The organism is Streptomyces sp. NPDC087422 (assembly GCF_044744145.1).
Classification (GTDB): domain Bacteria; phylum Actinomycetota; class Actinomycetes; order Streptomycetales; family Streptomycetaceae; genus Actinacidiphila.
This window is the reverse complement of the sequence record NZ_JBIUXT010000001.1, coordinates 784,903-809,680: the sequence shown is the minus strand read 5'-3', so window position 1 is coordinate 809,680 and position 24,778 is coordinate 784,903. Positions and strand designations below refer to the sequence as shown.

Sequence of the window (24,778 nt, the reverse complement as noted above, 5' to 3'; positions counted from 1 at the left end):
GACCAGCCATTGGACAGCCAGTCGTCGCAGGGCCTGGACTGAATGGCAAAGCAGTGGATAGAGTACGGCGCATGGCACAAGCACAGATCTTGCGCCTCGCTTGGGTTCGTGCTGCCGTCTCCAGCGGTGAAGCACGGCGCCTGCGCGAGTCGGCACGGCTATCCATCAGCGAGGTCGCCTCCGCCTGCGGGGTAGACCAGTCCACCGTCTGGCGGTGGGAGCGGGGCACCCGTTCACCGCGAGGAGATAAGGCACTCCGGTACGGAGAACTCATCGAGTCCCTGCGTGACAGGGAGACCGCATGACGGCTGCGGCCCTGTCGATCGCGGAAGTCCTCGCCCACGAGCCCGCCCTCACCGATCTGCCCACCTTCGGGCGCATGACCGGTCAGGCCGATTCCACCATTTACCAGCTAGCCGCACAGGGGCGCCTGCCCCTGGAAGTGATCCGCCTCGGACGGAAGCGCTACGTGCGCACGGTCGAGGTCTGGAAGTTCCTCGGGCTCCTGCCCGACGGAAACGACAACGCCCCGGGGGTCGAGCCCGGGGCGCCTGTCGAGCAACCCGCACCCACCAGCAAGTAGGAAACAGGTACTGCTCCATGTCCCAGCTTACCGAGGCGTCAATGATGCCGCCTGCCATCGAAGACACGCGCCCCCACCGCGTTAGCAGCACCACGACCGAGACCGTCGAGGCACCCGCCGTACCCGCCGTACCCGCCACGTTCCAGGCTGCCGACCCGCTGGCCGTCCTGCTCGCCGAGCACGGCGCCCAGATGGTCGTCGGCGCCCTGGGCGACGGGATCGAGGGGTGGGGCGCCGTGGTCTACGGCCGCATCATCCTCGTCTTCCCGGAAGGCCAGGACCCGGCCGTGCGCCTCGGCTTGGCCCGCACGGAGATCACCCGCCTGGCGTCTCCGGAAACCACTCTCTGCGGCAACACATGGTGCCAGGAGACCGAACCGCACGTCGGGTGCTACGGGGACAGCGTCGAAATGGCCTCGGGGGTCCTTCACGGCTTCCTGACGCACGACCGTCGTTCGGGCACGACTTCCGTGGTCTACGGGGTCACCGACAACGACGAGGACAAGACGTTCACCAAGGGCGACGACGTGCGGGCGGAGACCGCCCGGGTTCGTGCCCACCTGGCCCGCCTGGACCTGCTCGCCGACCAGCTCGACGCCATCAACGGGGCCAGCGGCAGCACGTCAGGCGCCGACCGCCCGAGCGGACACGCGTCCGCCCCGGACCCCGGCCACTTCGCCTGGTGCGCCGAGGACGGCTGCCTCGTCAGCGAGTACCCGGACGGCACCGTCAGAACCGAACACAACGGGCGCCGCCTTGTGCTCTCCCACGAACTGCTCACCGCACAGCCCGGCAACGCGATCCGTTTCCCGCACCCCGAAAGCGGGCTTCTGGCCGCCCAGGTCGGCTTCGACGAGGACAGCGACGACGCGCCCAACGTGATGATCATCCGTGACGGGAACACCAGCGCCCTCCAGGGCGCCGACCTTGACGCATTCATCGAGCAGGTCGCCACCTTCCGCGACGGTCTGGCCGCTATGCGTGCCCAGGTCGGCCAGACGCACCCGGACCCCGCATGACCGACTCCGCCCTGCCGGGCCCCGGTGTCTGCGGTCACTGGAGCGGGGCCGAGTCCCGGTACTGCCGCAGCGCCGACGGCGTGCGCCTGTACATCCCCGGCCACCGCTGCCCCGCACACACCCCGGCCGCCGTCAAAGGCCAGCCCGAACCGCCCGAGCGCCCCGGCTGGGGCTACGGAAGCCGCAAGGAGACCCAGGCATGAGCAAGCACTTCAAGCGCTTCGCCATCGCGCTCATCGAAGCGCACGACAAGCGGCCGGGCACCGACCTCCTGGACTTCGGGCCGAAGGAACAGGCGGCGATGGTCGTTGAGCGCCTCACCAGGTTCGACGCGACGGTGCCACTGACTCCGGTCACCAGCACCGTCGTAAAGCTCGGCGGCTTCGGTGCCGCCCGCGTCCGCTTCACCTCGGCCGCCGACAGCTACCTGCTGCTGTCCGACGTTGCTGACAGCATCGGCTGGCCGCTACAGCGGGCTGTCGAGTGGGCGCATAAGGACTACGGCCAGGGCCTCCGCGAACAGCGCATGCTCGACGAGCGACGCGACGACGGGCTGCTCGGCTGGGAGTGCATGCGCGGAGTTCTGGATCTCCGCGTCAGCACCGTGATCGAGGACCCCACGGCCAAGCCCGACGCCGACGGACGCCGCTGGTCCTTCGGCGGGGACTGGCTCATCAGCCATGACCGCGTCCCCTCGCTCCTCATGTCCACGCCGATGGCGGACGTGTTCCTCGACAGGGAGCGCCGGAGCTGACCCGCCGCGCGGCGCCGCCGGGGGTGGCGGCGCCGCGCACCCCGGACTCCCTGACCACGCCGGGCCGCGCAGAAACGAGTGCATGTGAACGAGAACACCGAACCGGAAGACGCGGATCCCGACCGGCAGCACATCGCCGAGCGCGCACGGTTCGTCGTCACCCTTGGCGTCCTCCGGGCCGCCCTGGAAGAGCAGCCCTCCGAGGCCAGCATCCGCGCCTGCGGGCGCCGCTGGATCGGCGCTGCCACGCAAGCCACCGACGAAGTCATCCGCGAACGGCGGAAGAAGAACAAGGAGGCGGGCCAGTGACCGAGGGCATCGCCTGGAACCGGATGAACGACACCCTGCGCCGCCTCGGCGAGCCGATCCGCTACAGGGGCGGCACCATGCGCACACGCGGACGCTGCCACGACGGAGACGCCGACGACACCGTTGCCATCAGTCGCGGTGATAATGGTGCGCTGGTCGTCTTCTGCCACAAGTGCGGAGGCAACGCCGACTTCCTCGCCTCCATCGGCTGGACCGAGGCCGACCTGTACGACGAACCGCTGCCCGAGCAGGATCGGCGCGACCGGCCAGCCGACGACACCTGGATCCCCTGTCAGGACCGCGGCCACAAGCGTGTCGCTCAGTACCTCTACCGAGACGAGCAGGGCTCCCTCGTCCACGGCGTGACGCGGTGCAGCGAGAAGTGCTTCGCCCAGTGGCGCCCTGACGACACCACCCGCTCCGGGCGACGCTGGAGCCTCAACGACAAGGCGGGAAACCGGCTCGTCCGTACCGTCCCGTACCTGCTGCCCGAACTCCTCAAGGCCAAGGCCGACGACCGGGTGATCTGGATCGCGGAAGGCGAAAAGGACGTCCATGCGCTCATGGGACGCGGCCTGGCCGCCACATGCAACGCAGCCGGATCCGGACGCTGGACCGCCGAACACGCCGCGTACTTCGAGGGCGCCGACGTCACGATCGTGGCTGACCGGGACGCCAAGGGCCGAGAGCACGCCGAGCAGGTCGTTGCGACATTGCTCGGTCTGGCTCGATCCGTCTATGTCGTGCAGGCGAAGAGCGGCAAGGATGCCGCCGACCACTTCGCCGCCGGACACAACGACACAGAGTTCATCCAGGTGTGGGTCCCGAAGCCGTACCCCGGCGACCCGGCGGGAGCCCAGTGACAACGGCTGCGGCCTGGACGCCGGACGTCGCCCCCCAGCTCCACAGCGGGCAGGGCAGCGACGAGGGCGAGCCGTCGGCAAGGAAGCTGGTCCTCACCCCCGCTTCGGAAATCAAGATCAAGCCAGTGCGGTGGCTGTGGGACACCACCCCTGAGGGCGCTTCGCCGACCTCGCACGGACGGCTACCGCTGAACTCGCTCGGCATCGCGGCCGGTGGGCCCGGCCTCGGCAAGTCCCAGTTCGCCGTGTGGATGACGGCCCGGATCACCACCGGCAGCCTGCCGGGCGAGCTGTACGGCAAGCCCCGGGGCGTCATCTACGCGGCCACCGAGGACTCCTGGTCGTACACCATCGCACCCCGCCTGGTGGCCGCTGGGGCGGACATGCAACGAGTCTTCCGCGTAGACGTGATGGACGACGAGGAGCTGCACGCCCGGCTGACCCTGCCCAAAGACATCTCCCTGATGGGCAAGGCGGCCGAGGAGTACAGCGTGGCCCTGCTCGTCGCAGATCCGCTGCTCTCGATGATCGACAGCACCATCAACGACTACCGGGCCGCCGAGGTCCGGTCGGCGCTGGAGCCCCTGGTCGCTGCGGCCGACCGCTACAGCTTCACCATCCTCGGCCTGGCCCATTTCACCAAGGCTGGCGGAGCCGACCCGCTGGCCCGTGTTGCCGGCTCCGGCGCCTTCGGCCAGCTCATCCGCAGCCTCATCGCCTTCGCCAAACAGGAGGACGAGGAAGGCAACGACGAGTTCGTCATGAGCTTGGAGAAGAACAACCTCGGCAGGCTCGGCCTCCCCTCGTACTCCTACGCGATCCAACCGGCCACCGTCGAGACCGATGACGGCCCGTCCTACGTCTCGCGCTTCGTGCTCGGGCCGGAGTCCTCCACCTCCGTGCGTGAGGTCATGCGGGCCGAAGGTCAGCCGGACGACCGCGACACCGTGGGCGAGGCGTCCGTCTGGCTCAAGGACTTGCTGAACGACCTCGGCGGCTCCGAGCAGATGAAGGAGATCAAGAAGCTGGGGCGCGGAGCCGGATTCAGCGAGTCCGCCATCGACCGGGCCAAGCGGAAGCTCGGCCTCAAGTCCAAGCAGCAGGGGTTCGGCAAGGAGAAGGCCGCCCACTGGTTCCTGCCCGAGGCATGGGCGGAGGGCGGGACTGATGCCTGAGTCGACGCGCGCGCGTACACACCTCACCGCCAGGGGTCGGGACTGGTGCGTACCCCCTGAGTCGACGCGCGCGCGTACACACGCTGACGGGATTGCAGGATTGACGGGATTGGGTGCGACCTGCGGTTTTCTTGGGCACCTCCGTGACGGGATTGGTGACGGGATTGGCGGGCTCTGCCAGGACTGGCAACGACCTGCGACGGAACCACAAACCCGCAGGTCAGGACCAATCCCGTCAATCCCGTCACGGGTCTCTCAATCCCGTCACCAATCCCGTCAACCCATTCCCGCAGGTCAGGACCAATCCCGTCAATCACATCAATCTAATTTGTGTGTAGGGGGACGCGCAGGGATGGGGTTTGGGCGCTCATGTCCGCTTCAACCGCTGAGGAGTACTCCTGTGGCCGACAACGCCGACCGTTTCATCGCCGCCCTGCCTGGCGCTGGCTGGACTCTCCCCTGGGCCGACGGCGAGGTTGACACCGTCGTGGGCTTCGCCGTCCAAGACGACGGGTACGCCCTGCCGATCCTCGCCAGGAGCGGCAGGCACGGCACCCCGTACTACGCCGAAGACGGCAACCCCGTAGCGACGCTGCGCCCGCCCCGGGAGCGGCCGTGAACGTCGATGACGTGGTGCGCATCCGCATCGCCGAGGCAGCCCGCCGGATCGCAGCCGCCAAGAAGCGCCGCGCCGAACTGGACGCCGCCCGCCAGGCCGGGATCGTCGCCCGGCACCGGGCCAAGCTCGCCCGCCTCGATGCCGCCGAAGCCGGTGTATCTACATCCGACACTGACGAAGGGACCACGCCGTGACCCCCAACGATCTCCTGCTGCTGGACGGCATTGCCATCGCTGTCCTCGCCCAGGCCGTAGCCGGATGGTGCCGCGAGACCAGGCGGCACCCGTGAACACCTGCGGGCTGTGCGAGCGCGATCTGTACGGTGACGCCGCCGCGTACCTGTGCCCAGGGTGCGCGGCGCGGACCGCGGACCGCTTGCTGGCTATGCCCGGCCTGTATGCCGCGCTGGCCGCGTTCCTTGCCCCGGCCGGGCGTCGGCCCGAGTTGGTCAGCACCAGGCCGGTGGAAGCGCCCCTGCCGGTCTCTGGCCCCGTCCTCGACCTCCGCGCCCCTGGTGGCATGGTCGGAACTCTGGAGGACTGGCGGAGCGCCCTCCACGAGGCCCTGGCCTGGACGCAGCCCGTACCGCGTGGCTCGATCGAGGACCGCGTCAAAGCCGCCGCGAACGGCCTGCACGTCAACATGCTGTGGATCGCCGCGAGTTGGCCTGCCGCAGGTGATCTTGCGCAGGAGATCCGCGACCTGCACCGGGACATCACCTCGATCACCAACCCGCCCGAGCGTGGTCACCGCGCTGGCAACTGCCCGGCCCTGTACAACGGCGTCCTCTGCGGTGCCGTGCTGCGCCTGCCGCAGGGCGGGAGCGTCATCACCTGTACCTGGTGCAAGGCCACTTACCCACCCGCTACGTGGGCGGGCCTGCGTGCCGCCCAGCCGCCTTTGGAGGAAGCATCGTGACTGCGAAGTACGTGACGTGCCGTGTCCTGTCCGGCAAGGGCAACCAGTGCACGGCCGAGGCCGTCGACCCGGACGCCGAGCTGCACATCTGCGCCCGGCATCTGGCTGCGGCCCAGCGGCTCATTCACTCGGCTTTTCAGCGGGTCGCTGCCAGGCCGCGCGAGGCGTAGTCGTGTTGGCCTTGACCGACGTAAAGACTAGGGCTTACAGTTGTGGGGAAGGCGCCACCTCCGGTACTAGGGGGAGCGTGACCACCTGGAGAGAACGACACGCCGCCGCAGTCCAAGCCCACACCGAAGCCCTCGCGGCTGTACAGCAGTCCGCGGAAGCCCGAGCGCTAGCACTGATCGACGGGGTCGCCGAACTCGGCACCCAAGCCGCAGTCGCTCGCGAACTCGGCGTCACCCGGGCCAGCGTCAACCAAGCCATCAAGGCACTGGAGAAGAAGCAGAAGGCCAGCTAGACCCACAACTCAAAACGGCCCCAGCCGGGGCTCCTACACCCCGGCCAGGGCCTGACCAGACCCCTTGATGAGACCAAGGAGAACGGCTATGGCTAACTCTGCCATGCCCGCAGGCACGCCTGCGCAGCAGCTCAACGCCCGTTTCACCGCGATCTACGCCATGCACAGCGAGCGCATCACCTCGCTGGTGCGGCGCGAGGTCCGCGCCGCCGATCGAGACCTCGCCGAGGATCTCGCCGCCGACGCGTTCTTCCGCGCCTGGCTCGACCTCCACAAGTGCAACGCCACCACCGACGCCCAGATGTTCGCCTGGCTCGCCGTGGTCGCACGCCGCACCGTCGGCCAGCACTACAGGATCAAGAAGAACACCATGGAACGCCCCGTCGACATTCGCGACTTCAAGTACGCCAACCGCGACCTGGCCCCGGTCGGCGGCTGCTACGCCCCGCTGTGCAACGGGTTCCGGGCCGCGTCGTGGGACGACGGCCCGGCCATCCCGAAGCTGCCGATCCCCGCCCCCCGCGGCCCCGTCGACCACGGGGGAGACTCGGACCCCGACATGGACGAGGCGCTGCGCCGCGTTCGTACGGGCCGGGAACTGGCGGGTGCGCTGTGACGACGACCTGCCTGATCCCCGGCTGCAACGGAAGCTGGCACGACGAGGACATCTGCGACACGGTCCTGGCGGACACCGCCACCCCGGCCGGCGCCTCGCTGATCGCCGAGGTGGAGGCCAGCCCGACCGAGCCCACCACGCTCGTCGTGTGGGAGGGCGAGGACGGTCGGGACCTGCTGCGGACCACCAACCGCGCCGACGCCGTCGCGTTCGCCACCAACCTGCGGGAGCTGGCCGACGCGGTCGAGCGCGGTGCCGCGCTCCTCGCCCCGAACGTGCTGGCCTCCGTTGCCCAGACGGCAATGCAGACCCCGGCCGCTCACGATGTGGCGGTGGCGGCATGAGCGAGTCCCGCCACGACTACACCGCCGACACCGCCGCGAAGGACAGTCCCCGGGCCGCGTCCACGTTGTCCAGCGATGTCGTTGACCTGCTCGCCGCGATCCGCGACGCCCTCGACGTGCCCCTGCCCGGGGTCGAGGACCGCGACGAACGCCGCTTCTGCCGGCTTATGGACGACCGGCGCAGCGCCGTATACGCCACGCTCAAGGCTCTCCTCGACGAGCGCGACCCGCGGATCATCGCCCGCGACGCCGAGTACATCCGCCGCCGCACCGCTGATACGCCCATCACATACACCGTGTGGCAGCCTGCCGGGGGTGAGCAGGTATGACCGAGCGCCGCACGATCATCGTCCCCAGCCCGCACGGCCCGGTCACCGTCTCCGAACCCGACTGGTGCGTCACCCACGGCCAGGACGCCCTCGACTACCGGGCGTTCACCCATCGCGGCGCCGACTTCAACATCAACATCAAGACCCCCACCGGTAGCCGCACGCTCCTCACCGGCCGCCTCGAACAGCCCGTATGGCCCACCACCGGCCGCACCACCGACATGATCTACAGCCTGGACTTCGCCTACGGCGACACCGCGTGCGACCCCGAGCAACTGCGCGCCGTCTACCGCTCCGCTGCCGGCCAGCTCCGCCAACTCCTCGACCGCGCCGACCAGCTCGAAGTCCTCCGCGGCGGTGGCCGATGAACGCCACCAACCCTCTCGGTGCCTGGCTTACCCGGCTGTCCCTGCTCGCCGGAGTCGCGTTCACCGCGACCGCCGAGTACCGGCTCGCTCGCGCCCTCGGCGCCACTGAGGCCATCGCGGGCATGCTCCCCGTCGCCGTGGACGCCTACGTCGTCGCAGCCCTCCAGTACTTCAAGCGCGCCGACATCGCCCTTTCCCTCCTCCTCATGTCCGCCGCCCAGGTCGCCGCGCACCTCCTCGACGCCGGAGTCATGGCCGTCAACGTCCCCATGGTTGTGATCGTCAGCCTGCTGGTTCCGGTCGCGATCTGGCGCACCCACGCCCTGGCCCGACGGGCACCCGTAGCCCAGCCCGCAGCCGTCGAGCCGGAACCGCGACCGGTACTCACCGGACGGATCACCGCCCTGCACGTCCTCCCGGTTCCGCGCCCGGTTCCGCACGACGCGATCGACAAGGCATGGAAGCCCCGCGCGCTGCCCCCGTCGGAACCGCCTCCGGCACCGGCACCGGAGCTGACCGCAGCGGAGTGGATCGCGGCTCGGCACAAGGTCCGCCCCGGCCAACTCCGCACGATCGCCGACGCCCTCATCCTCGCGCCCGACCTCTCCGGGAAGGCCGTCGGTGACCGCCTCGGAACCAGCGACCGCTACGGCCGCCGCGTCCTGGCCGCCGCGAAGGAACTCACGGGGGCGAAGGCGTGAGCGAGATCAGCAAGGCCGCCGCTGAAGTGGTCGCCGCCACCCGGCAGTCCGAGGACTACGCCGTCATGCTCGCCGCAGTGCAGGCCGAGATGGCGCAGCGGCAGCAGGCCGGGACGACCGTCCACATTCATCAGGCCGCGCAGCCCGACCGCACGATCCAGCGCCTCGCCCTGGGCGCAGGTCTCGGCGCCGGAGCGGTAGCGGGCGCGGTGTACTTCGGGCCGCTGCTCATCGCCTCCCTGACCACCATGGCGGTCATCGTGCTCGCCGGAGCGCTCGCCATCGCCGTGCTCGCCTGGGCGATTGTCCACGTCGTGACCGGCGTCCGCCCCGAGCCCAAGGGCAAACGGCGCTGACCTGTCCTTCCGTCCGGCCGCGCACTGTCGCGGCCGGAGCGGTGGGACCGGACAGCCCGGACCCAGGAGAGGACACCGTGCCCGTAGACCGACTCAGCGGCCTCAGCCCGCTCGACCTCGCCCGCGTCCTGCGCATCGCCGGAATGGCCGCGATCCGCAAAGACGTCCTCACCACCCGCCAGGAGAAGGCCATCGACCGCATCGCCGAGCGGGCCCGCCAGCGCCGCGAGCAGAAGGAGAACACCAAATGAGCAGCTACGTCTTCTCGCAGTTCGCGACCCTCGGCGGCGCCGTCGTGCGGGTCACGACGGCCGCCGAGGGCGACCAGGAGTGGAAGTGCCTCGGGTGCCGTGACCGCTCGCTCTTCCCCAAGCCCGAGCACCTGATCCGCGCCGAGGCCAACGACCACGCCGCGATCTGCCGGGCACTGCCGACGGACTGACCAACCCCGCGGCGGCCGTGCATCCGCCAAGACAACCGGCCGCCGCGGGCCCCCGCACCTCCGCAGAGAGCAGGAACCACCAGCATGACCGACACCGTCCTCCGCCTCGTCAAAGACCCCGACAGTCCCGACCAGGTGCCGCCCGCCGTGGAGGCCGCAGTCGTCGAGGCCGTGACCGAGACCTTCGCCGAGCCCGCCCCGGCCGCCGTCGTCGACACCCCCGCGGTGAACGCCGACACCACCACCTGGATCGGCCAGCGCCGCGCCTACCTCGCCGCCGCCCCGCCCGTCATCCCCGCCTGGCTCCGCAGCACCAAAAGCGCCGCCGACCACACCCGCTGGACCCTCAACTACGCCGCCCACCTCACCTCGTTCCACACCATCCGCACCCCCTACTACCTGGTCAAGCTCCTCGGCCGGTCCCCCCGCGGCGCCTGGCGCTTCGCCGTCCGCTGGGCCCGCTGGGTCACCGACGCCGAAGCCCGCCCCGTCGAGACCAAGGCCGCCGTCGGAGGCGACATCGAGGCGTGGCTGTCCCTGTCGCGCGAGCACTCCCGGCGGATCAGGCCGCGCCGCATCACCACCATCGCCGTCGCCACGCCCACCGCGCTCGCCGCGACGGTCGCCGGATTCGTCCTGCCGCTGTGGGAGACCGGCGGCGCCCTCGCCCTGGTCATGGCCGCCCTCGGCCTCGCCGGAGCGCCCCACGACAAGCCGCTGCTCACCCGCTACGTCTCGGTCCATCTCCAACGCCCCCTGAACAGCAGCGAGATCGCCGACGCCCTGGAGGCCATCGGCGTCCGGGGCGAACCGTCCTTCGTCAACCCCATCCAGGTCGACGGGCCCGGCTGGCTCGCCGAGCTTGACCTTCCGCGCGGCGTGCTCGCCGAGAAGCTGCTCGACAAGCGGAAAGAGCTGGCCGGGGCCATGCGGCGCCCGCTCCAGTGCGTGTGGCCCTCGGTCGGCACCGAGCACCCCAGCCGGGCGAACCTGTGGGTCGCCAAGACCGACCCGCGCACCATCAAACGGGCCTGGCCGCTGGCCGCCGACGGGCAGGCCGACATGTACGGCGAATTCCCCTTCGGCGTCACCCCCCGCGGCGAGACCGTCCCCCTCGCCCTGATCGGCACCAACGTCCTGATGGGCGGCGTCATGGGCTCCGGGAAAACCTCCGCCGTGCTGGTCATCGCCCTGGCCGGGGCCCTCGACCCCACCTGCGAGATGTGGGTCTACGAACTGAAGGGCTCCGGCGACTGCGACAGCGTCGAGCCGGTCTGCCACCGGTACGTCAGCGGTGACGACGACGAGCACTGCAAAGCCGCCCTCGACGGCCTCAAGGGCCTGGAGAAGGAGATGAAGCGCCGGAAGAAGGCCGTCGCTGACCTGCCCGTCGAGGACGTCCCCAACGGCCGCAAGGTCACCCGCAAACTCGCCGACAAGTACCCCGAGCTGCGACTCCACCCGCTGCTCGCCATCTTCGACGAGGTCCACACCCTCTTCGAGCACCCCGAGTACGGCAAAGAAGCCGCCGAGATCGCCGGGCGCCTGATCCGCAAGGCCCGCGCCTACGGCATCATCCTGGTCTTCACCACCCAGAAGCCCGACGCCGACAGCATCCCGAAGATGGTCTCCGACAACGCCATCGTGCGGTTCTGCCTGGCCATCACCGGCCACATCCCCAACGACCTGATCCTCGGCACCGGCATGTACAAGCGCGGCATCCGCGCGAACATCTTCGAGCCCGCCGAAGGCAACGACCCCAAGGACAGCGGTACCGGGTGGCTGGCCCGCTCCGCGATGAACGCCCGCATCGTCCGCGCCTACTACATCGCCCAGGAGCTGGCCCGCGAGATCGGCAAGCGCGGCCTCGCGCTCCGCATCGCCGCAGGCACCCTCACGGGCGAAGCCGCGGGCGAGACCGTCGAGCCCACCGACACCGAAACGCTCGTCGACCACCTGCGCGCCATCTGGCCCGACGGCGCCCCGGCCGTCCACTCCCACCGCCTGGTCGATGCCCTCGCCGCCTACCGGCCCGACCTGTACGCCCGATGGATCAGCACCGACCCCGCCCTGACCCCGCGCGAGATCCAGGCCGCCAGCTCCGCGACCCTGTCCGCCGCCCTCAAGCCGTACAAGGTGACCACCACCCAGATCACCATCCGCGACTGCTGCGGCGGCGCCAAGGGCGTCCGCTTCACCGACCTCCCCGAGACCCCGGACGGCCCGGAGGACGACACCGAATAGGCCCCGCCCGGTTTCCCCCGACCCGAAACCGGTTTCGGCAGTGACATCGGGCTGACAGGCCGCTGAGCTGCGGTGATTTCAGGTTTCGGGGTCCAGTCACAGGCCCCGATTCCCCGTCAAACGCCCTCCTCCGGAGGCTTACCCTCCATGAGGATCGTCTGCTGCACGCGGCCCATCGAGTCAATGACCTCAGCACTGCTTAGGTCATCCGCATCGAGGCGGTCGGCGGCCAGGAATCTTCCACTTCCCTGGCGCCCCGATTCGTCCACCACCCGCCATCCGATGGCTGCCGTCGGCTGTCGACGCTGCCAGTGGACAGTGATGACGGACCGAACCTCCGTCGGGTGGCGAAGGGTCTGGATGAAGAGAATCGGCGCGCCGGGCTTAGGACGGACGCCCACCTGTTGCCAACCCTCGTTGACCGTCCAACCGTTGTCCTCCGCGAGTTCCTTGAGGGCCTGGGCTTTCAACGGCCTTGGAGGCTTGTCGAGGCGTCTTACGGTGTACATGGCTCCCTCGCTGGCTAGAGGCGGCACGGTGCCGCGTGGCCATCCTGCCCGGCGCCATGCCTTGCCGATACCGGTCGCAAGAGGTTGAGCCACACTGGGGGCATGGAGCCCCTGTACGTGCCCGCCGGTCACATGTCCGCCCGGCAGGCCGCCGACACCCTCGGCATCACCCTCGGCGGCGTCCGCCAGCTCGTCGCCCGCGGCCAGCTCGCGCGAGCGGGCGGCTCGCCACGACAACCCTGGTACGACACCGACGACGTCCTCGCCATCCTCGCCACCCGCGTTGCCGCTTGACACCAGGTCAGAGCGGTGTGACGATCTTTCCGCAGACGTGTGTCCGCACGACGGACAACCCGAAGGCCCCGAGACCACCGGTCCGGGGCCTTCGGCATACCCACAGCCCCGCCGTCACGGAGGCCGCGATGCCCGCCGAGAGCTGGCTACGCCGGGCGGAAGACGAGCAGCACCTTCGGGCGGCCTGACGTCGTGGTGCTCGCTGACCCCATCGAGTCCAGCCGCCAGCCCAACTCTTCGACCTCCTCGATCGCGTCGGAGAGATCAGCAGTCGGCCCCGACCGCGGCTCCGCCAACTCGATGATCACCGAGTAGACCTTCCGGCCATCGGACAGCCGCTCCCGCGCATCCTCGACCACCCGGTTCGCCTGCTTCTCACCGTGCCGCACGGCAACCCCCTCACGTAGACGCCCAACGCTACGGCCGGAGGCATGATCAACATGGCCAGACGCCGAGCCCGCACCGTGTGCTCCATACCTGGGTGCCCCCGACTCACCGACACCGGCCGCTGTGCCGAGTGCCGGGCCGAGGCCGAGCAGGCGCGCGGCACCGCACGGCAGCGCGGGTACGGCGGACAGCACGAGACCCGCTTCCGGCCCGGCGTCCTCGCCCGGCACCCGACGTGCGTCCTGTGCCGAGCAGCGCCCAGCGTCCACGCCGACCACTGGCCGCGCAGCAGACGCCAGCTCGTGGACGCTGGTCTCGACCCCGACGACCCAGCCCACGGCCGCGGTCTCTGCCCGTCCTGCCACGCACGCGAGACAGCACGACACCAACCCGGAGGCTGGAACCAGTGAGCGCGATCATCGTCGTCACCGCGCAGGACATCGAGCAGCACCGTCCCGCGCTCATCGCCTGGGCCGAGGCCAACGGGCTCGACCCCAACCTCATCGACCCGCACAGCATCACGATCGATCGGGTCGGCGACCGCAAGGTGATCCTCTACACCGAGCACCAGGTCAACGCCCACGGCCGCAAGCTTCTCGACCCGCAGACCGGCCGCGTGCTCAAGATCCATCGGAGTCGGACGCTTCGGCATGCCCTGCCCGAGGGCATCGGCCGGCGGCTGTGCACCTGCACCCTGGGCCAGCTCGACCCCGAGTGCACCGACCACCAGGCAGCCACGGAGGGTGACCAGACCCCTGGGGGGTGACCCCCATGGCCAAACCCTGGCGGACCGCCGGGGAGATGGCTCGCTGTGTGTACGGGTCTGGGGGGTCCGCGACGACGCGTCGAGTGACGCTCCGTGATTGTTGCCCGGCCGCGACGGCAGGGCGCTGACGTGCCGCGATGGCACCGAGGGAGTGATCGAGATGGCTGGTACGGGGCCTGCTCCGAACGCGCAGTCACGGCGCCGGAACGCCCAGCAGGTGACGCCGCTTCCTGCGGCCGGCCGCGAGGGCGCGACGCCGGAATGGCCGCTGCTGGAGGACGTTGCGATGGTCGAGCGCCGCGACGGCGCGCGGCGGCTCGCCGACGAGCTTGAGCTGGCGCTGCTGGAACCGGAACTGACAGGCCGGAAGCGCACGGCGGCGCAGAAGAAGCTCGATGCGGCCAGGACCGAGGCGAACATCCTGGACAAGCAGTTGGAGGCGCAGTCCACAGCCGAAGGCGGCCTGTGGACGGAGCTGTGGACGCTGCCGCAGGCCGTGATGTGGGAGCGGCAGCGGTCGACCCGCGAGGTCGCGCAGTACGTCAGGTGGAAGATCAAGGCGGAGCTGGGCGACCTGGACGCGTCGAAAGAGGCGCGCATGCTCGCCGACCGGCTCGGCCTGAACCCGATGAGCCTCGCGCGGCTGCGCTGGGAGGTGCCGGACGAGAGTGCGGCCGGCGGCCCGCGGGCCCGTGCGCCGCGGCGTGCCGGTGACACCCGGGCCCGGCTGCGGGCGGTCGGCGACGACGGATGAGAACGCCGGGGGTACGCCGGAGCCTCGGCTACGCCCTCGCGGACTGGATCGAGACCTACCTGATCCACGGCCCTGGTGATGTACAGGGCCAGGAGATCGAACTCGACTCCGAGATCCTGCGCTTCATCGTCTGCTGCTACGCGATCGACACGCGCGGTCGGCGACGGGTGGACGAGGCGGTGCTGTCTCGGGCGAAAGGCCGGGCCAAGTCGGAGTACGCCGGGATGCTGGTGGTCGCCGAGGCCCTGGCGCCGGTGCGCTTCGACCACTGGGCGCAGGCGGGGGAGGTCTCGGACTGGGGGTACGAGTACGAGAAGGGCGAGCCGGTCGGCCGCCCGGTGACGTACCCGTTCATCCGGTGTCTGGCGACGGAGGAGACCCAGGCCGGGAACACTTACGCCAACGTCACGTACATGATCGCCCACTCCGAGGCACTCGCTGAGGATTACCCAGGCGTGGACGTCGGCAACGACTGGCAGACCTCGACCCGCGTGTTCCTGCCGGGCGGCGGGGAGATCCGTCCCAGCACCGCCAGCTCGGCCGCGAAGGACGGCGGCAAAGAGTCCTTCAGCGTGGCGGATGAGACGCACTTGTACGTCCTGCCGGAGCTGCGGGACATGTACGAGACGGTGCAGCGCAACACCATGAAGCGGGCGGCCGCGGAGCCGTGGTTCTTGCAGACGACGACGATGTACGCGATCGGCGAGGACTCGATCGCGGAGCGGACTCACCGGGACGCGAAGGCGCACAAGGCGCCGCGGCTGCACTTCGATCACCGGCAGGCGCCGTCCAGCCTGATCACTGACGAGGCGTACGAGGACCGGGTGCAGCTCAAGTTGGGGCTGATTCAGGCGTACGGTCCGGCGGCGTCGTGGATGGACCTGGACCGGATGGTGGTCCTGGCGCACAAGCCGTCGCAGGACCGGAGCAAGTTCCGCCGGTACTTCCTGAATCTGCCGGTCAGCATGTCGGAGACGTGGCTGGACCGGCACACCTGGGAGCGGTGCGCGCTGCCGCAGGAAGTCCAGTTCGGCGAGGAGATCGCGCTCGGGTTTGACGGGTCGGATCACGACGACTGCACGGCCATCACCGCGGTGCGGATCAGCGACGGGTACCTGTTCACGCCGCGTTTCTCCGACGGCCGCCAGATGATCTGGACGAAGTGGGACACCGGTGACCCGGACACCTGGCGGGTGCCGAGGGCGGAGGTCCGCGGCGCGATGACGTACCTGCGTCAGCAGTTCCGGGTGGTCCGCGCCTACGGCGATCCGCCGGACTGGCGCGACGAGTGCGACGACTGGTCGGCGGAGTTCGGCGAGAACACTTTCCTGATCTTCGAGACCAGGGTGGCCACCCGCATGTGCCCGGCGCTGGACCGGCTCAAGACGGCGGCGAAGGCGGGCGAGCTGACGCACGACGGCAATCCGACGCAGGCCGAGCACGTCGGCAACGCCATGCCCGTCCGCAGGCCGAGCGGTACGGCGATCGGCAAGCCGTCGCCTGACCGGAAGATCGACAGCGCGGTGACCGCCGCGCTCGCCCTCGAGGCCCGCGCCGACTGGCTCACCCTCGCCCGCGCCCAGACCTCGAACAGCGTGTCGGGATACGGATAGGAGGTGCGCCCGTGCCGGTGACCGCGCAGGAAGCCCTCCGGATCACCACCGTCCTGGAACAGGAACTGGACAAGCGGCAGAAGCCGATCAAGCTGTGGAACGACTACTACGGCGGGAAGCACAACCTCGGCTTCGCCTCGCCACGGTTCCAGGCCGCGTTCGGCGGGCTCTTCGAGACGTTCGCCGACAACTGGACCGAGATCGTATGCGACGCCGCCGCAGAACGCCTCACGCCGACCGGTTTCCGCTTCGGCACAGGGGACGACAAGGACCCGCCGGAGGCCGACAAGGACGCCCAGCGGATCTGGCAGGCCAGCTCGATGGACGCCTGGGCGAAGGTGGCGCACACCGAGGCGATGGTGAAAGCACGGGCGTTCGTGCTGGTGTGGGTCGAGAATCCGGACGCCGACCAGCCCGAGCCGGAGATCACAGTCGAGGACGCGACGCAGTGCGTCGTGGCCTACGAGCCGGGTTCGCGGCGGCGCCGCAAGGCCGCGCTGAAGAGGTGGGACGGCGAGGACGGGTACGCCTACGCGACGCTGTACCTGCCCGATCAGATCTGGAAATGGCGGCGGCGGGCGCTGGCATCCGGGCTGATCCTGCCCGCGTCGCTTACGGCCGGGTGGCAGCCGCGCGGCGACGATCCGGACCAGCAGGTCATCGACAACCCGCTCGGCCGCGTGTGCATGGTGGAATTGCGCAACCGGCCACGGCTGGTGGACGATCCCACTCCGGAGCACGCCGGGGTGATCCCGCTTCAGAACGCGCTCAACAAGCTGATCGCGGACCTGATGACCGCCAGCGAGGCGGGTGCGTTCCCGGCCCGCTGGGGAACGGGCATCGATCTACCCAAGGACCCGCTGACCGGGCAGGAGATGGACGACCCGGGGCTGTGGCGGCTCGCGGTCAACAAGATGCTCCGCGCGTCCAACCCGGCCGCGAAGTTCGGCAACTTCGCCGCGGCCGACCTATCCAACTTCGTCGCCGGGATCGAGCTGCTGACCGGCCACATCGCGGCCCTGTCCCGCACGCCCGCCACCTACTTCATGGGCAAGATCGAGAATGTCGCGGCCGACACGATGACCGCGGCGGAGACCGCCCTGGTCAGCAAGTCCAGGGACAAGACCACCTTCCTCGGCGAGGACTGGGAAGAGGTCATGCGCCTTGCGTTCCTGGTCAAGGACGACCGCAAGCGCGGCATGAACCCGCTAGCCGAGACGATCTGGGCCAACGTCGCGTACCGGTCCGAGGCACAGATGATGGACGCGCTGACGAAGAAGAAGACGCTCGGGGTGCCGTGGCGGCAGCTCATGGAGGACGCCGGATACACGCCGACGCAGATCGACCGCATGGAGGTCATGCTCCAGCAGGATGCCGACCGCGCCGCGAGGGCGCTGGCGTTCGGCGGGGTCGACGACATCACGGGCGGGGGCACCGGAGGCGATCCGGTGCCCGAGCCGGCCGCCGCCTGATGCCGGCGCCGACCAGGGCCGCCGAGACCCGGGCGGCCAGGCAGCGGGCTCTCGCGCTGCGCACGGTGCGGGCGGCCGACGTGCTGTGGCACGAAGTACGCCCCGGCAGGATTACGGCGTCGTGGCGAGCGATCGCCGCCCAGATGGTGGCCCTGCTCGTCGCGGCTCAGCAGGCGTCCGCGGCCGGCGCCCAGGAGTACGTCGAGGACGCGGTGACCGAGCTGGGCGGCACGTCCCGCCCGGCCGGGCAGCTCAACATCAGCGCGTTCGCCGGATGGGCTGCTGACGGCCGCTCACTGGTCACACTGCTCGACCAGCCGCGCATCACGGTCCTGACCAACATCGCGGCCGGGGTCGGCGAGCAGCAGGCGATGCAGGCAGGCCGGTACGAGCTGCTGCGCATCATCGGCAGCGAGACGGCGGACGCGGGCCGGTCGGCGGCCGGTGTGAGCATCATCGGCAACCGGACCGCGACCGGCTACGTGCGCGTCATCAGCCCCGGCGCCTGCTCGCGCTGCGTGATCCTGGCCGGCCTGGTGTTCCACACCACGCAGGCGTTCAAGCGGCATCCGCACTGCCAGTGCGTCAACGAGCCCACGATCGAGGGCCAGCACGCGGCGCACATCGACCCCGACCAGTACTTCCGGAAGCTGACGGTCGCCGAGCAGGACGCGACGTTCGGCCTGGCCGGTGCGCAGGCGATCCGGGACGGCGCCGACATCAGCTCGGTGGTCAACGTCCGCCGCAAAGGCGCGGTCTACACCGCGGACGCCTACGGGCGCCGGGTGCTGGCCACCCGCGAGGGCACCACCCGGCGCGGCAGCTTCTACCGGGCTGAGCGGCAGCGGGCGATCGACCGCGGCCTCGTGCCCGCCTCCGGCCGTGGCTTCCAACTGCGGGCGCCCCGGCTGATGCCGGAGGAGATCTACCGCCTCGCGGACACCCGTGAGGAAGCCGTGGCCATGCTGCGGCGCTTCGGCTACTTCCGCTGACCCGGGCGGCGCGACGCTGCCCCACCACCACACAGGAGAGCGCGATGCTCGACACCCGCCTGCCCCGCTACCTGCTCACCCTCGACGGGCCCGGCTGGTCCCACCCCTACCCCGTCGGCCCCTTCTCGCCGTTCTTCTACAAGGACGGCGGCGACGGAGGCGACGACGGCGGGGATGACGACGGAGCGGACGACGAGGGGGGTAAGGACGACGACTCCGACGACGACCAGGACGACGACCGCGACGGCGACGACCAGGACAAGGACGACGACGGAGACGACGACCTCGGCGAGAAGGGCCGCAAAGCGCTGCGGACGCTCCGCAGGGAGAACCGCACGCTGAAGGCTGAAAACCGCACGCTCAAGGGCGCGGCCAGCACCAAGAAGCCGGCCGCGAAGGACGGCGAGGGTGGCAAGGACGACGACCAGGAGGAGATCCGGCGGCAGGCCCGCGAGGAGGCCCAGGCCGAGGTCTGGGCTGACCGTGTGGAGTCCGCGGCGATCGCGGCAGCGGCCGGCCGTCTGGCCAATCCCCAGCTTGCCGCCCGGCTGCTGGACCTGTCCGACGTCCCGAAGAACGACAAGGGCCGTCCCGACCGCGAGGCGATCACCGAGCTCATCGATGAGCTGCTCGAAGACGAGCCCTACCTGGCTGCGAAGTCCGCGACGGACACCGGCGGCCGGCGATTCCAGGGCGGCGCCGACGGCGGCGCCCGCAAGCCAGCCAAGAAGTCCGCGAAGAGCCTCGAAGAGGCCGTCGCCGCCAAGCTCGCCGGCAAGTCCGGCTGATGAGGAGTAGACCATGCCCGTGACGCTCGCCCAGGCGAAGCTCAACGCGACCGACGACATCGACGTCCAGGTGATCGACGAGTTCCAGAAGTCGTCATTCCTGCTGGACAGCATGACGTTCGACGACGTCGTGAACCAAGCAGGCTCCGGCGCCACCCTCACCTACGGATACCAGCGGCTGATCACCCAGGCCGACGCCGCCTTCCGCGCGATCAACTCCGAGTACACGCCCGGTGAGGTCACCAAGCAGCGGTACACCGTCGACCTCAAGCCGCTCGGCGGATCGTTCCAGATCGACCGGGTCCTCGACGGCATCGCGGCTGCTGCGGAGACCACGCTCCAGATGCAGCAGAAGATCAAGGCGACCCGCGCGAAGTTCGCCGACGCTGTGATCAACGGCGACACTGCCGTGGACGCGAGCGGCTTCGACGGCCTGTCGAAGATTCTCACCGGCAGCTCGACCGAGTACCTGCCGCTGAACAACGGCGTGACCCTCGGTTACCTCGACTGGACCGCGGTCACCGACAAGGCGTCCGCGATGGTGCAGCTCCGGCACGTGGACGCCTGGCTGTCCGCGATGGACGAGGCGCCGGGCGCGATCATGGGGCCGAAGAAGACCCTGGCGGCGTTCAAGACTCTCGCGGTCTGGGCCGACCAGTACGACAAGACCCAGGATGCTTTCGGCCGCCCCATTGACCGATACAACGGCATCCCCTTGGTCGACCTCGGTACCAAGGCCGGGTCCAACACCGACGTGATCAGCCTCGTCACCCGCGACCCCGACGGCGCCGGAGCGGGCGGCAACATCACCAACCTCGGCGACCTGTACGCCGTGCGCTTCGGCCTGGACGGATTCCACGGCGTCTCGATGGCCGGCCGCCCGCTCGTCAAGCAGTGGCTGCCCGACTTCACCACCTCCGGTGCGGTCAAGACCGGCGAGGTCGAACTCGGCCCGGCCGCCGTCGTCCTGAAGGCGACCAAGGCCGCCGCGGTCCTGCGCAACATCAAGTCCGCCTGAGAGGAACGTCGACATGGCACGCATCGAGACCCCCGTGGCCGGGTTCACCGGCGACGGGCCTGGCGGCCTCCACTTCGTGGACGGTCTCGCCGAGACCGACGACCCGGCGATCATCGGCTATTGCCGGGGCGCCGGGTACCTGGTCGACGACGAGCGCACCAACCCCGTCGCAGCCGGTCCGGCGCCCGCACCGATCGACCCGCGCGACGTCACCACCCAGACCGTAGGCGCCCCCGCCCGCGACGCCGCCGTCGACCCGCACGAGAGCGACTTCCGTCCGCCGGTCGGCGCCGGAGACGCTGACCCCCACGGCCCGGAGGTGTATGCGCCGGGCCTGCCCGGCGGCGGCCACCAGCCGACCGCCCCGGCCGCCGAGCCCGAGGGGCACGAGAAGGTCAGCGACGGCAACGACGAGGTGAAGCGTCCGCCGCAGTCCGCCCAGGTTGCCGACTGGCGTGCCTATGCGCTGACGCAGGTCGACAACGACCCGGCCGTGCACGCCGAGATCGAGAAGGCCACCAAGGCGGAGCTGATCACGCAGTACGGGAGCTGAGCCGTGGCGCCACTGCCCCCGTTCGCGACCGCCGACGATCTGAACGAGCGGGTGAGCTGGGACCTCAGCGACATGGAGAGGGCGCAGGCGAGCCGGCTGCTCGCCGACGCCTCGAATCTGATCCGGGCGGCGGCCGGGTATCAGCAGATCAGCCGGGTCGATGACGACGTGGTGACGCTGCGGGGGTCCGGTACCGGTCGGCTTCGGCTGCCGCAGCGCCCCGTCCGCGATGTCACCGCGGTGGCTGGCCTGGGCGGCACCGAGTGGGCCTGGGACGGCGGGGTCAGCCTGGACCGGCTTCCATGGGGGCTGTGGCTGGGGCCGGTGACGGTCACCTACTCGCACGGCCTCGACGGCGGAGACATCGGATTCCAGGTCGCGGTGTCGGTGGCGTGCGACGCGGTCAAACGCTGCCTGATCAACCCGGAGATGCTGAGGCAGCGCAGCATCGACGACTACGCCGAGACCCTCGCGGACGCCCGCGCCTCGCTGCTGGACGGCGAGGCAGACACGATCCGGACCGCGTTCGCAGGACCGCAGTGGGGGATCTCGTGAGGGACCTGGCAGCAGTCCTGGCGCGCGCCCGCAACGCGCACGAGGGCTTGATGAAGGCGGCCGGCGACACCATCCGCATCCACCGTCCGGGCCCGCCCGTTTTCGACCAGGCCACGGGCGGGGAGACGCCCGGCGCCGACCTGGTGCTGTACGAGGGCATCGCACGGGTCAAGCCCTTGCAGGCCACGCAGGGCACCGAGGTGCAGTCGGGGGAGGCCGAGCTGCGGCTGCGGGACTACGAGGTGGCTGTGCCCTGGGCGACCACCGTGCCGCCCGGTGAGGTGATCCGGCCGGGCGACGAGGTGCTGCTGCTGGCCGCCGCCGACCCCCGGCTCGCGGTCGGCGCCGTCCTGTACGTCACCGGTCGCCAGTTCGGCAGTCTCGCGACCGCCTGGCGGATCTACGCGGAAGACAGGGAGGTGTGACCGTGGGCATCGACCTGAGCGAACTGGAGGCGATGAACGCCGCCATCGCGGCCTCCGAGGCGGCGGTGCAGCGCGAGGCCCGCGCAATCGTCTCCAAGGGTGCCCTGAACATCAAGACGGGCTGGGCTGCCAACGCGCAGGAGTCCTCGGGCCACCACGCCCCGCACTACCCGCGCTCGATCTCGTACGACGTCACCGAGGCGCCTGGACTCATTGAGGCGGAGATCGGCCCGGACAAGGACCGGACGCAGGGGCCGCTCGGCAACATTCTGGAGTTCGGCACGTCGACCCAGGCCGGTCACAACGACGGCGGCCGGGCCCTCGATGACGAGGAGCCGCGCTTTGAGGCGGCCGTCGATGCTCTCGCACAGACGGCGCTGGACCTGTGACCGCCGTCCCGCCGCTGGCCCTGCCCCACTACAACGCCATAAGGGCCGCCCTGGCGCCGCTCGCCGACCGGGCGACCGGTCCCATCGCGGTCGGGGACGGCGGCGCCCCCGACCCGATCCCCGAGAACCGGCTCTACGTCGCCCTGTATGTCTCGCCCGGCCGGGCCACGGTGGCGTCTCTCGCCGACGACCGTACGGGCCTGGTCCTGGCGGTCCAGGTGACCTCGGTCGGGCCGACCCCCGAGCGGGCCCTGTGGGTTGCCGACCGGGTGCGCGAGGTGCTGGCCGTCCGGCTCACCGTGGCCGGCCGCGGCACCTGGCGGACGGAAGAGCAGGGTGGCCCGCCCGTCCAACGCGACGACGGTGTGACGCCGCCGCTCTATTTCGTGCCGGTGCAGTACCGGCTCACGTCCATCCCCGCCTGAACGGAGACCATCATGGCCACCCTCACCCCGACCTCGATCAGTGCCGCTGGCACCCTCAACTCGACGAGCAACGCGGCCGTCGGCGGCGACAAGGTCAGGCCCATCGGCGACCGGGTGTTCGTCGAGATCACCAACGGCGGCGGCAGCTCGATCACCGTCACCATCCCGTCGTACGCCAGCGTCCGGGGGCAGGCCGCCGCCGACCGTACGGTGACGATCGCCGCGTCCGCGACGAAGAAGATCCCGATCTACGCGGACCTGAACGCCAGCCCCGCGGACGGCCTGGCGAGCATCACCTACTCCGGCGTGACCACGGTCACCGTCGGCGCCTACCGCGTCTGACCGCACCCTGCCCGCACACCTTCGGCCCCTGACCGGGGCTTTTTTCATGCCCCGAGGAGGCACCCGAGATGGATCTCATCAGTGACGGCAACACCAAGGTCTGCTGGGCCACGAGCCTGTCCAGCCTGACCGCGCCGCCCGTCGCCGAGCTGAACGCGGCGGCGGACTGGACCGACCGCGTCACCCCGGACGGACTGAAAACGGACCCGACGACCGCGGACGTGCCGACCGGCTCGCTCGCGTCGCGGCAGGACACGAACACCGTCGGCCGCGTCGGCTGGGACGTCAGCCTCACCTGCAAGAAGGGCACGACCCTTCAGGAACTGGCCCCCTTCAACACCCTGAAGTACGGGGTTTCCGGCATCCTGATCGTCCGCCGGGGCCTGCCCTACGAGGACGCCTTCGCGACCGGCCAGGAGATCGAGATCTACCCGGTGATCTGCGGCGAGCGGATGAACATCGCGCCGGAAGCGAACTCGGTCGCGAAGTTCACCAGCCCGATGAAGCTTGAGACGCCGGCCGTGCCGGATGCGGTGGCTGCCTGATGCCGAACATCACCGACATCATCAAGAAGGCCAGCCTCCGCGAGGACTCCGTCACGCTCTACCTGGCGGGCAAGGAAGCGGCCGAGGTGGCGCGCCTGGAACGCCAGTTGGCAGACCTGTCCGGCGACGCATGGGCGCCGACCAGCATGGCCGACCGGAGCCCGGCCGCCGAGATCGCGAAGAAGATCGAGGCGGCCCGCAAGCGCATCGCGGGCTCCGCTGTCGAGTTCAAGATGCGTGCGCTCGGCGCTGAGGAGTGGTCGGATCTGGTGGCCGCGCACCCGAGCGCGGACAAGACGCAGCGGTGGGATCCGGCCACCTTCGGGCCCGCGTGTGTGGTCGCGTCGTGCTACGAGCCCGCGATGACAGCCGAGCAGTGCGCCGCCCTGTACGCAGTGCTCAACACGGGCCAGCGCGAGGATCTGGAGAACTGCGCCTTCGAGGTGAATGCGACGGCCACCTCCGTCCCTTTCTCTGTGAGCGCCTCCGCGATCCTGGCGGCCAGCACCGAGCTGAGCTGACCGCCGCGCGGGCATGGGGCGTCCCGAGGTCGATCTTCCTGGGGCGGCCGATGCCCGCGCCCGGTGAGCCGCTGTGGACCGACGAGGACCGCGCGTGGGCGCTGGCCCTGGCGCAGGTCGAGGCCGACGTCTGCCCCGACTGTGGGCACCCCTGGTCGGAGACGACCGCTGCGGCGGCCGAAGAGCGCTACACGGCCGAAGTCGTGCGGTGCCACGCCTGCACGGCCGGCGCCCAACGGGTCGCGGCCCACCAGAAGAACAACGGCAACACCACCGCCATGCACGTCCTGATCCAGAAGCGGACCTAACTGAATAGCGGGAGGTGGC

41 protein-coding genes are annotated in these 24,778 nt (G+C 70.2%); 39 read left to right on the top strand and 2 right to left on the bottom strand.

All coding sequences use genetic code 11. The features are described 5' to 3' along the window. Positions 1-71 precede the first annotated feature (71 nt). The 22 genes from ACIO6U_RS03905 to ACIO6U_RS03800 all read left to right on the top strand — a co-directional run bounded on the left by ACIO6U_RS03905 (position 72) and on the right by ACIO6U_RS03800 (position 12,103). On the top strand, positions 72-305 hold the full coding sequence (locus tag ACIO6U_RS03905; protein ID WP_401715371.1) for a helix-turn-helix domain-containing protein: 234 nt from the start codon (positions 72-74) through the stop codon (positions 303-305). After that, a complete protein-coding gene (locus tag ACIO6U_RS03900; protein WP_401715369.1) occupies positions 302-583 on the top strand; it encodes a DNA-binding protein in 282 nt (93 codons plus the stop codon). The genes ACIO6U_RS03905 and ACIO6U_RS03900 overlap by 4 nt, the downstream gene beginning before the upstream one ends. Before the next feature lie 17 nt (positions 584-600). After that, the gene (locus tag ACIO6U_RS03895; RefSeq protein ID WP_401715367.1) at positions 601-1,602 is read left to right on the top strand and encodes a hypothetical protein; all 1,002 of its coding nucleotides are present in this window, start codon (positions 601-603) and stop codon (positions 1,600-1,602) included. Continuing rightward, a complete protein-coding gene (locus ACIO6U_RS03890; protein WP_401715365.1) occupies positions 1,599-1,805 on the top strand; it encodes a hypothetical protein in 207 nt (68 codons plus the stop codon). Before ACIO6U_RS03895 ends, ACIO6U_RS03890 begins: the two co-directional genes overlap by 4 nt. Then, positions 1,802-2,356 carry a hypothetical protein gene (locus ACIO6U_RS03885; protein WP_401715363.1) on the top strand — a complete coding sequence of 185 codons (555 nt, stop codon included), beginning with the start codon at positions 1,802-1,804 and terminating at the stop codon, positions 2,354-2,356. Before ACIO6U_RS03890 ends, ACIO6U_RS03885 begins: the two co-directional genes overlap by 4 nt. A gap of 84 nt (positions 2,357-2,440) precedes the next feature. Beyond that, complete coding sequence (locus tag ACIO6U_RS03880; protein WP_401715361.1) at positions 2,441-2,665, top strand: hypothetical protein; 225 nt, start codon at positions 2,441-2,443, stop codon at positions 2,663-2,665. Further along, positions 2,662-3,528, top strand: a complete 867-nt coding sequence (locus ACIO6U_RS03875; protein WP_401715359.1) for a toprim domain-containing protein — start codon at positions 2,662-2,664, stop codon at positions 3,526-3,528. The genes ACIO6U_RS03880 and ACIO6U_RS03875 overlap by 4 nt, the downstream gene beginning before the upstream one ends. Further along, on the top strand, positions 3,525-4,703 hold the full coding sequence (locus tag ACIO6U_RS03870; RefSeq protein WP_401715357.1) for an AAA family ATPase: 1,179 nt from the start codon (positions 3,525-3,527) through the stop codon (positions 4,701-4,703). Before ACIO6U_RS03875 ends, ACIO6U_RS03870 begins: the two co-directional genes overlap by 4 nt. A 400-nt stretch (positions 4,704-5,103) precedes the next feature. After that, positions 5,104-5,322 (top strand): hypothetical protein, encoded by a 219-nt coding sequence (locus ACIO6U_RS03865; RefSeq protein ID WP_401715355.1) that lies wholly within the window; start codon positions 5,104-5,106, stop codon positions 5,320-5,322. Then, on the top strand, positions 5,319-5,516 hold the full coding sequence (locus tag ACIO6U_RS03860; protein WP_401715353.1) for a hypothetical protein: 198 nt from the start codon (positions 5,319-5,321) through the stop codon (positions 5,514-5,516). Before ACIO6U_RS03865 ends, ACIO6U_RS03860 begins: the two co-directional genes overlap by 4 nt. A gap of 190 nt (positions 5,517-5,706) precedes the next feature. After that, positions 5,707-6,240 carry a hypothetical protein gene (locus ACIO6U_RS03855; RefSeq protein WP_401715351.1) on the top strand — a complete coding sequence of 178 codons (534 nt, stop codon included), beginning with the start codon at positions 5,707-5,709 and terminating at the stop codon, positions 6,238-6,240. After that, a complete protein-coding gene (locus ACIO6U_RS03850) occupies positions 6,237-6,410 on the top strand; it encodes a hypothetical protein (protein WP_401715349.1) in 174 nt (57 codons plus the stop codon). The genes ACIO6U_RS03855 and ACIO6U_RS03850 overlap by 4 nt, the downstream gene beginning before the upstream one ends. Positions 6,411-6,487: 77 nt before the next feature. After that, positions 6,488-6,703: a LysR family transcriptional regulator gene (locus ACIO6U_RS03845; protein ID WP_401715347.1), complete on the top strand. Its 216-nt coding sequence runs from the start codon at positions 6,488-6,490 to the stop codon at positions 6,701-6,703. A gap of 88 nt (positions 6,704-6,791) precedes the next feature. Beyond that, complete coding sequence (locus ACIO6U_RS03840) at positions 6,792-7,319, top strand: RNA polymerase sigma factor (protein WP_401715346.1); 528 nt, start codon at positions 6,792-6,794, stop codon at positions 7,317-7,319. Further along, complete coding sequence (locus ACIO6U_RS03835; RefSeq protein WP_401715345.1) at positions 7,316-7,663, top strand: hypothetical protein; 348 nt, start codon at positions 7,316-7,318, stop codon at positions 7,661-7,663. Before ACIO6U_RS03840 ends, ACIO6U_RS03835 begins: the two co-directional genes overlap by 4 nt. Further along, on the top strand, positions 7,660-7,992 hold the full coding sequence (locus tag ACIO6U_RS03830) for a hypothetical protein (protein WP_401715344.1): 333 nt from the start codon (positions 7,660-7,662) through the stop codon (positions 7,990-7,992). Before ACIO6U_RS03835 ends, ACIO6U_RS03830 begins: the two co-directional genes overlap by 4 nt. After that, entirely contained in the window at positions 7,989-8,360 is a 372-nt protein-coding gene (locus ACIO6U_RS03825; protein ID WP_401715342.1) for a DUF6907 domain-containing protein, read from the top strand. The genes ACIO6U_RS03830 and ACIO6U_RS03825 overlap by 4 nt, the downstream gene beginning before the upstream one ends. Further along, on the top strand, positions 8,357-9,061 hold the full coding sequence (locus ACIO6U_RS03820) for a hypothetical protein (protein WP_401715340.1): 705 nt from the start codon (positions 8,357-8,359) through the stop codon (positions 9,059-9,061). Before ACIO6U_RS03825 ends, ACIO6U_RS03820 begins: the two co-directional genes overlap by 4 nt. Further along, positions 9,058-9,417, top strand: a complete 360-nt coding sequence (locus tag ACIO6U_RS03815) for a DUF6251 family protein (RefSeq protein ID WP_401715338.1) — start codon at positions 9,058-9,060, stop codon at positions 9,415-9,417. Before ACIO6U_RS03820 ends, ACIO6U_RS03815 begins: the two co-directional genes overlap by 4 nt. 77 nt (positions 9,418-9,494) lie before the next feature. Next, positions 9,495-9,668 (top strand): hypothetical protein, encoded by a 174-nt coding sequence (locus ACIO6U_RS03810; RefSeq protein WP_401715336.1) that lies wholly within the window; start codon positions 9,495-9,497, stop codon positions 9,666-9,668. Then, positions 9,665-9,859, top strand: a complete 195-nt coding sequence (locus ACIO6U_RS03805) for a hypothetical protein (protein ID WP_401715334.1) — start codon at positions 9,665-9,667, stop codon at positions 9,857-9,859. The genes ACIO6U_RS03810 and ACIO6U_RS03805 overlap by 4 nt, the downstream gene beginning before the upstream one ends. A gap of 84 nt (positions 9,860-9,943) precedes the next feature. Beyond that, a complete protein-coding gene (locus tag ACIO6U_RS03800; RefSeq protein WP_401715332.1) occupies positions 9,944-12,103 on the top strand; it encodes a cell division protein FtsK in 2,160 nt (719 codons plus the stop codon). Between the two features lie 116 nt (positions 12,104-12,219). Here the strand turns inward: ACIO6U_RS03800 and ACIO6U_RS03795 are convergent, their stop codons facing one another. Beyond that, complete coding sequence (locus ACIO6U_RS03795; protein ID WP_401715330.1) at positions 12,220-12,612, bottom strand: hypothetical protein; 393 nt, start codon at positions 12,610-12,612, stop codon at positions 12,220-12,222. A 102-nt stretch (positions 12,613-12,714) separates the two neighbouring features. On the opposite strand from ACIO6U_RS03795, the gene ACIO6U_RS03790 reads away from it, so the two are divergent. Then, the gene (locus tag ACIO6U_RS03790; protein ID WP_401715328.1) at positions 12,715-12,906 is read left to right on the top strand and encodes a hypothetical protein; all 192 of its coding nucleotides are present in this window, start codon (positions 12,715-12,717) and stop codon (positions 12,904-12,906) included. 146 nt (positions 12,907-13,052) lie between these two features. On the opposite strand, the gene ACIO6U_RS03785 is transcribed toward ACIO6U_RS03790, so the two are convergent. Beyond that, positions 13,053-13,295, bottom strand: a complete 243-nt coding sequence (locus ACIO6U_RS03785; RefSeq protein ID WP_401715326.1) for a hypothetical protein — start codon at positions 13,293-13,295, stop codon at positions 13,053-13,055. Between the two features lie 404 nt (positions 13,296-13,699). On the opposite strand from ACIO6U_RS03785, the gene ACIO6U_RS03780 reads away from it, so the two are divergent. The 16 genes from ACIO6U_RS03780 to ACIO6U_RS03705 all read left to right on the top strand — a co-directional run bounded on the left by ACIO6U_RS03780 (position 13,700) and on the right by ACIO6U_RS03705 (position 24,759). Further along, the gene (locus ACIO6U_RS03780) at positions 13,700-14,059 is read left to right on the top strand and encodes a hypothetical protein (RefSeq protein ID WP_401715324.1); all 360 of its coding nucleotides are present in this window, start codon (positions 13,700-13,702) and stop codon (positions 14,057-14,059) included. Between the two features lie 217 nt (positions 14,060-14,276). Further along, positions 14,277-14,813: a hypothetical protein gene (locus ACIO6U_RS03775; RefSeq protein ID WP_401715322.1), complete on the top strand. Its 537-nt coding sequence runs from the start codon at positions 14,277-14,279 to the stop codon at positions 14,811-14,813. Next, positions 14,810-16,426, top strand: a complete 1,617-nt coding sequence (locus tag ACIO6U_RS03770) for a terminase TerL endonuclease subunit (RefSeq protein ID WP_401715320.1) — start codon at positions 14,810-14,812, stop codon at positions 16,424-16,426. Before ACIO6U_RS03775 ends, ACIO6U_RS03770 begins: the two co-directional genes overlap by 4 nt. An 11-nt stretch (positions 16,427-16,437) precedes the next feature. Next, complete coding sequence (locus ACIO6U_RS03765) at positions 16,438-17,898, top strand: phage portal protein (RefSeq protein WP_401715318.1); 1,461 nt, start codon at positions 16,438-16,440, stop codon at positions 17,896-17,898. Next, positions 17,898-18,890 (top strand): hypothetical protein, encoded by a 993-nt coding sequence (locus ACIO6U_RS03760; RefSeq protein ID WP_401715316.1) that lies wholly within the window; start codon positions 17,898-17,900, stop codon positions 18,888-18,890. Before ACIO6U_RS03765 ends, ACIO6U_RS03760 begins: the two co-directional genes overlap by 1 nt. 44 nt (positions 18,891-18,934) lie before the next feature. Next, a complete protein-coding gene (locus tag ACIO6U_RS03755) occupies positions 18,935-19,678 on the top strand; it encodes a hypothetical protein (RefSeq protein WP_401715314.1) in 744 nt (247 codons plus the stop codon). Positions 19,679-19,691: 13 nt separating this feature from the next. After that, positions 19,692-20,696 carry a major capsid protein gene (locus ACIO6U_RS03750; RefSeq protein ID WP_401715312.1) on the top strand — a complete coding sequence of 335 codons (1,005 nt, stop codon included), beginning with the start codon at positions 19,692-19,694 and terminating at the stop codon, positions 20,694-20,696. A gap of 13 nt (positions 20,697-20,709) precedes the next feature. Continuing rightward, a complete protein-coding gene (locus tag ACIO6U_RS03745) occupies positions 20,710-21,249 on the top strand; it encodes a hypothetical protein (protein WP_401715310.1) in 540 nt (179 codons plus the stop codon). 3 nt (positions 21,250-21,252) lie between these two features. Beyond that, the gene (locus tag ACIO6U_RS03740) at positions 21,253-21,804 is read left to right on the top strand and encodes a hypothetical protein (RefSeq protein WP_401715308.1); all 552 of its coding nucleotides are present in this window, start codon (positions 21,253-21,255) and stop codon (positions 21,802-21,804) included. Beyond that, complete coding sequence (locus tag ACIO6U_RS03735; RefSeq protein WP_401715306.1) at positions 21,801-22,229, top strand: DUF6093 family protein; 429 nt, start codon at positions 21,801-21,803, stop codon at positions 22,227-22,229. Before ACIO6U_RS03740 ends, ACIO6U_RS03735 begins: the two co-directional genes overlap by 4 nt. 2 nt (positions 22,230-22,231) lie before the next feature. After that, entirely contained in the window at positions 22,232-22,618 is a 387-nt protein-coding gene (locus ACIO6U_RS03730) for a hypothetical protein (RefSeq protein ID WP_401715304.1), read from the top strand. Then, positions 22,615-23,043: a hypothetical protein gene (locus tag ACIO6U_RS03725; RefSeq protein WP_401715302.1), complete on the top strand. Its 429-nt coding sequence runs from the start codon at positions 22,615-22,617 to the stop codon at positions 23,041-23,043. The genes ACIO6U_RS03730 and ACIO6U_RS03725 overlap by 4 nt, the downstream gene beginning before the upstream one ends. A gap of 12 nt (positions 23,044-23,055) precedes the next feature. Next, on the top strand, positions 23,056-23,385 hold the full coding sequence (locus tag ACIO6U_RS03720; protein WP_401715300.1) for a hypothetical protein: 330 nt from the start codon (positions 23,056-23,058) through the stop codon (positions 23,383-23,385). A gap of 68 nt (positions 23,386-23,453) precedes the next feature. Further along, positions 23,454-23,930: a hypothetical protein gene (locus ACIO6U_RS03715; protein WP_401715298.1), complete on the top strand. Its 477-nt coding sequence runs from the start codon at positions 23,454-23,456 to the stop codon at positions 23,928-23,930. After that, positions 23,930-24,451, top strand: coding sequence for a hypothetical protein (locus ACIO6U_RS03710; RefSeq protein ID WP_401715296.1), 522 nt, complete (start codon positions 23,930-23,932; stop codon positions 24,449-24,451). Before ACIO6U_RS03715 ends, ACIO6U_RS03710 begins: the two co-directional genes overlap by 1 nt. Before the next feature lie 50 nt (positions 24,452-24,501). Next, positions 24,502-24,759: a hypothetical protein gene (locus ACIO6U_RS03705; protein ID WP_401715294.1), complete on the top strand. Its 258-nt coding sequence runs from the start codon at positions 24,502-24,504 to the stop codon at positions 24,757-24,759. The last annotated feature ends 19 nt before the right edge of the window (positions 24,760-24,778 follow it).

Excerpts from the sequence above, each read along its gene's own strand:
- ACIO6U_RS03895 (WP_401715367.1), top strand. The coding sequence starts at position 601 with ATGTCCCAGCTTACCGAGGCGTCAATGATGCCGCCTGCCATCGAAGAC.
- ACIO6U_RS03755 (WP_401715314.1), top strand. The coding sequence starts at position 18,935 with ATGCTCGACACCCGCCTGCCCCGCTACCTGCTCACCCTCGACGGGCCC.
- ACIO6U_RS03705 (WP_401715294.1), top strand. The coding sequence starts at position 24,502 with ATGCCCGCGCCCGGTGAGCCGCTGTGGACCGACGAGGACCGCGCGTGG.
- ACIO6U_RS03800 (WP_401715332.1), top strand. The coding sequence starts at position 9,944 with ATGACCGACACCGTCCTCCGCCTCGTCAAAGACCCCGACAGTCCCGAC.
- ACIO6U_RS03795 (WP_401715330.1), bottom strand. The coding sequence starts at position 12,612 with ATGTACACCGTAAGACGCCTCGACAAGCCTCCAAGGCCGTTGAAAGCC.
- ACIO6U_RS03885 (WP_401715363.1), top strand. The coding sequence starts at position 1,802 with ATGAGCAAGCACTTCAAGCGCTTCGCCATCGCGCTCATCGAAGCGCAC.
- ACIO6U_RS03790 (WP_401715328.1), top strand. The coding sequence starts at position 12,715 with ATGGAGCCCCTGTACGTGCCCGCCGGTCACATGTCCGCCCGGCAGGCC.
- ACIO6U_RS03720 (WP_401715300.1), top strand. The coding sequence starts at position 23,056 with ATGGCCACCCTCACCCCGACCTCGATCAGTGCCGCTGGCACCCTCAAC.
- ACIO6U_RS03820 (WP_401715340.1), top strand. The coding sequence starts at position 8,357 with ATGAACGCCACCAACCCTCTCGGTGCCTGGCTTACCCGGCTGTCCCTG.
- ACIO6U_RS03840 (WP_401715346.1), top strand. The coding sequence starts at position 6,792 with ATGGCTAACTCTGCCATGCCCGCAGGCACGCCTGCGCAGCAGCTCAAC.
- ACIO6U_RS03825 (WP_401715342.1), top strand. The coding sequence starts at position 7,989 with ATGACCGAGCGCCGCACGATCATCGTCCCCAGCCCGCACGGCCCGGTC.
- ACIO6U_RS03760 (WP_401715316.1), top strand. The coding sequence starts at position 17,898 with ATGCCGGCGCCGACCAGGGCCGCCGAGACCCGGGCGGCCAGGCAGCGG.
- ACIO6U_RS03805 (WP_401715334.1), top strand. The coding sequence starts at position 9,665 with ATGAGCAGCTACGTCTTCTCGCAGTTCGCGACCCTCGGCGGCGCCGTC.
- ACIO6U_RS03710 (WP_401715296.1), top strand. The coding sequence starts at position 23,930 with ATGCCGAACATCACCGACATCATCAAGAAGGCCAGCCTCCGCGAGGAC.
- ACIO6U_RS03890 (WP_401715365.1), top strand. The coding sequence starts at position 1,599 with ATGACCGACTCCGCCCTGCCGGGCCCCGGTGTCTGCGGTCACTGGAGC.
- ACIO6U_RS03900 (WP_401715369.1), top strand. The coding sequence starts at position 302 with ATGACGGCTGCGGCCCTGTCGATCGCGGAAGTCCTCGCCCACGAGCCC.
- ACIO6U_RS03770 (WP_401715320.1), top strand. The coding sequence starts at position 14,810 with ATGAGAACGCCGGGGGTACGCCGGAGCCTCGGCTACGCCCTCGCGGAC.
- ACIO6U_RS03830 (WP_401715344.1), top strand. The coding sequence starts at position 7,660 with ATGAGCGAGTCCCGCCACGACTACACCGCCGACACCGCCGCGAAGGAC.
- ACIO6U_RS03715 (WP_401715298.1), top strand. The coding sequence starts at position 23,454 with ATGGATCTCATCAGTGACGGCAACACCAAGGTCTGCTGGGCCACGAGC.
- ACIO6U_RS03855 (WP_401715351.1), top strand. The coding sequence starts at position 5,707 with ATGCCCGGCCTGTATGCCGCGCTGGCCGCGTTCCTTGCCCCGGCCGGG.
- ACIO6U_RS03745 (WP_401715310.1), top strand. The coding sequence starts at position 20,710 with ATGGCACGCATCGAGACCCCCGTGGCCGGGTTCACCGGCGACGGGCCT.
- ACIO6U_RS03750 (WP_401715312.1), top strand. The coding sequence starts at position 19,692 with ATGCCCGTGACGCTCGCCCAGGCGAAGCTCAACGCGACCGACGACATC.
- ACIO6U_RS03905 (WP_401715371.1), top strand. The coding sequence starts at position 72 with ATGGCACAAGCACAGATCTTGCGCCTCGCTTGGGTTCGTGCTGCCGTC.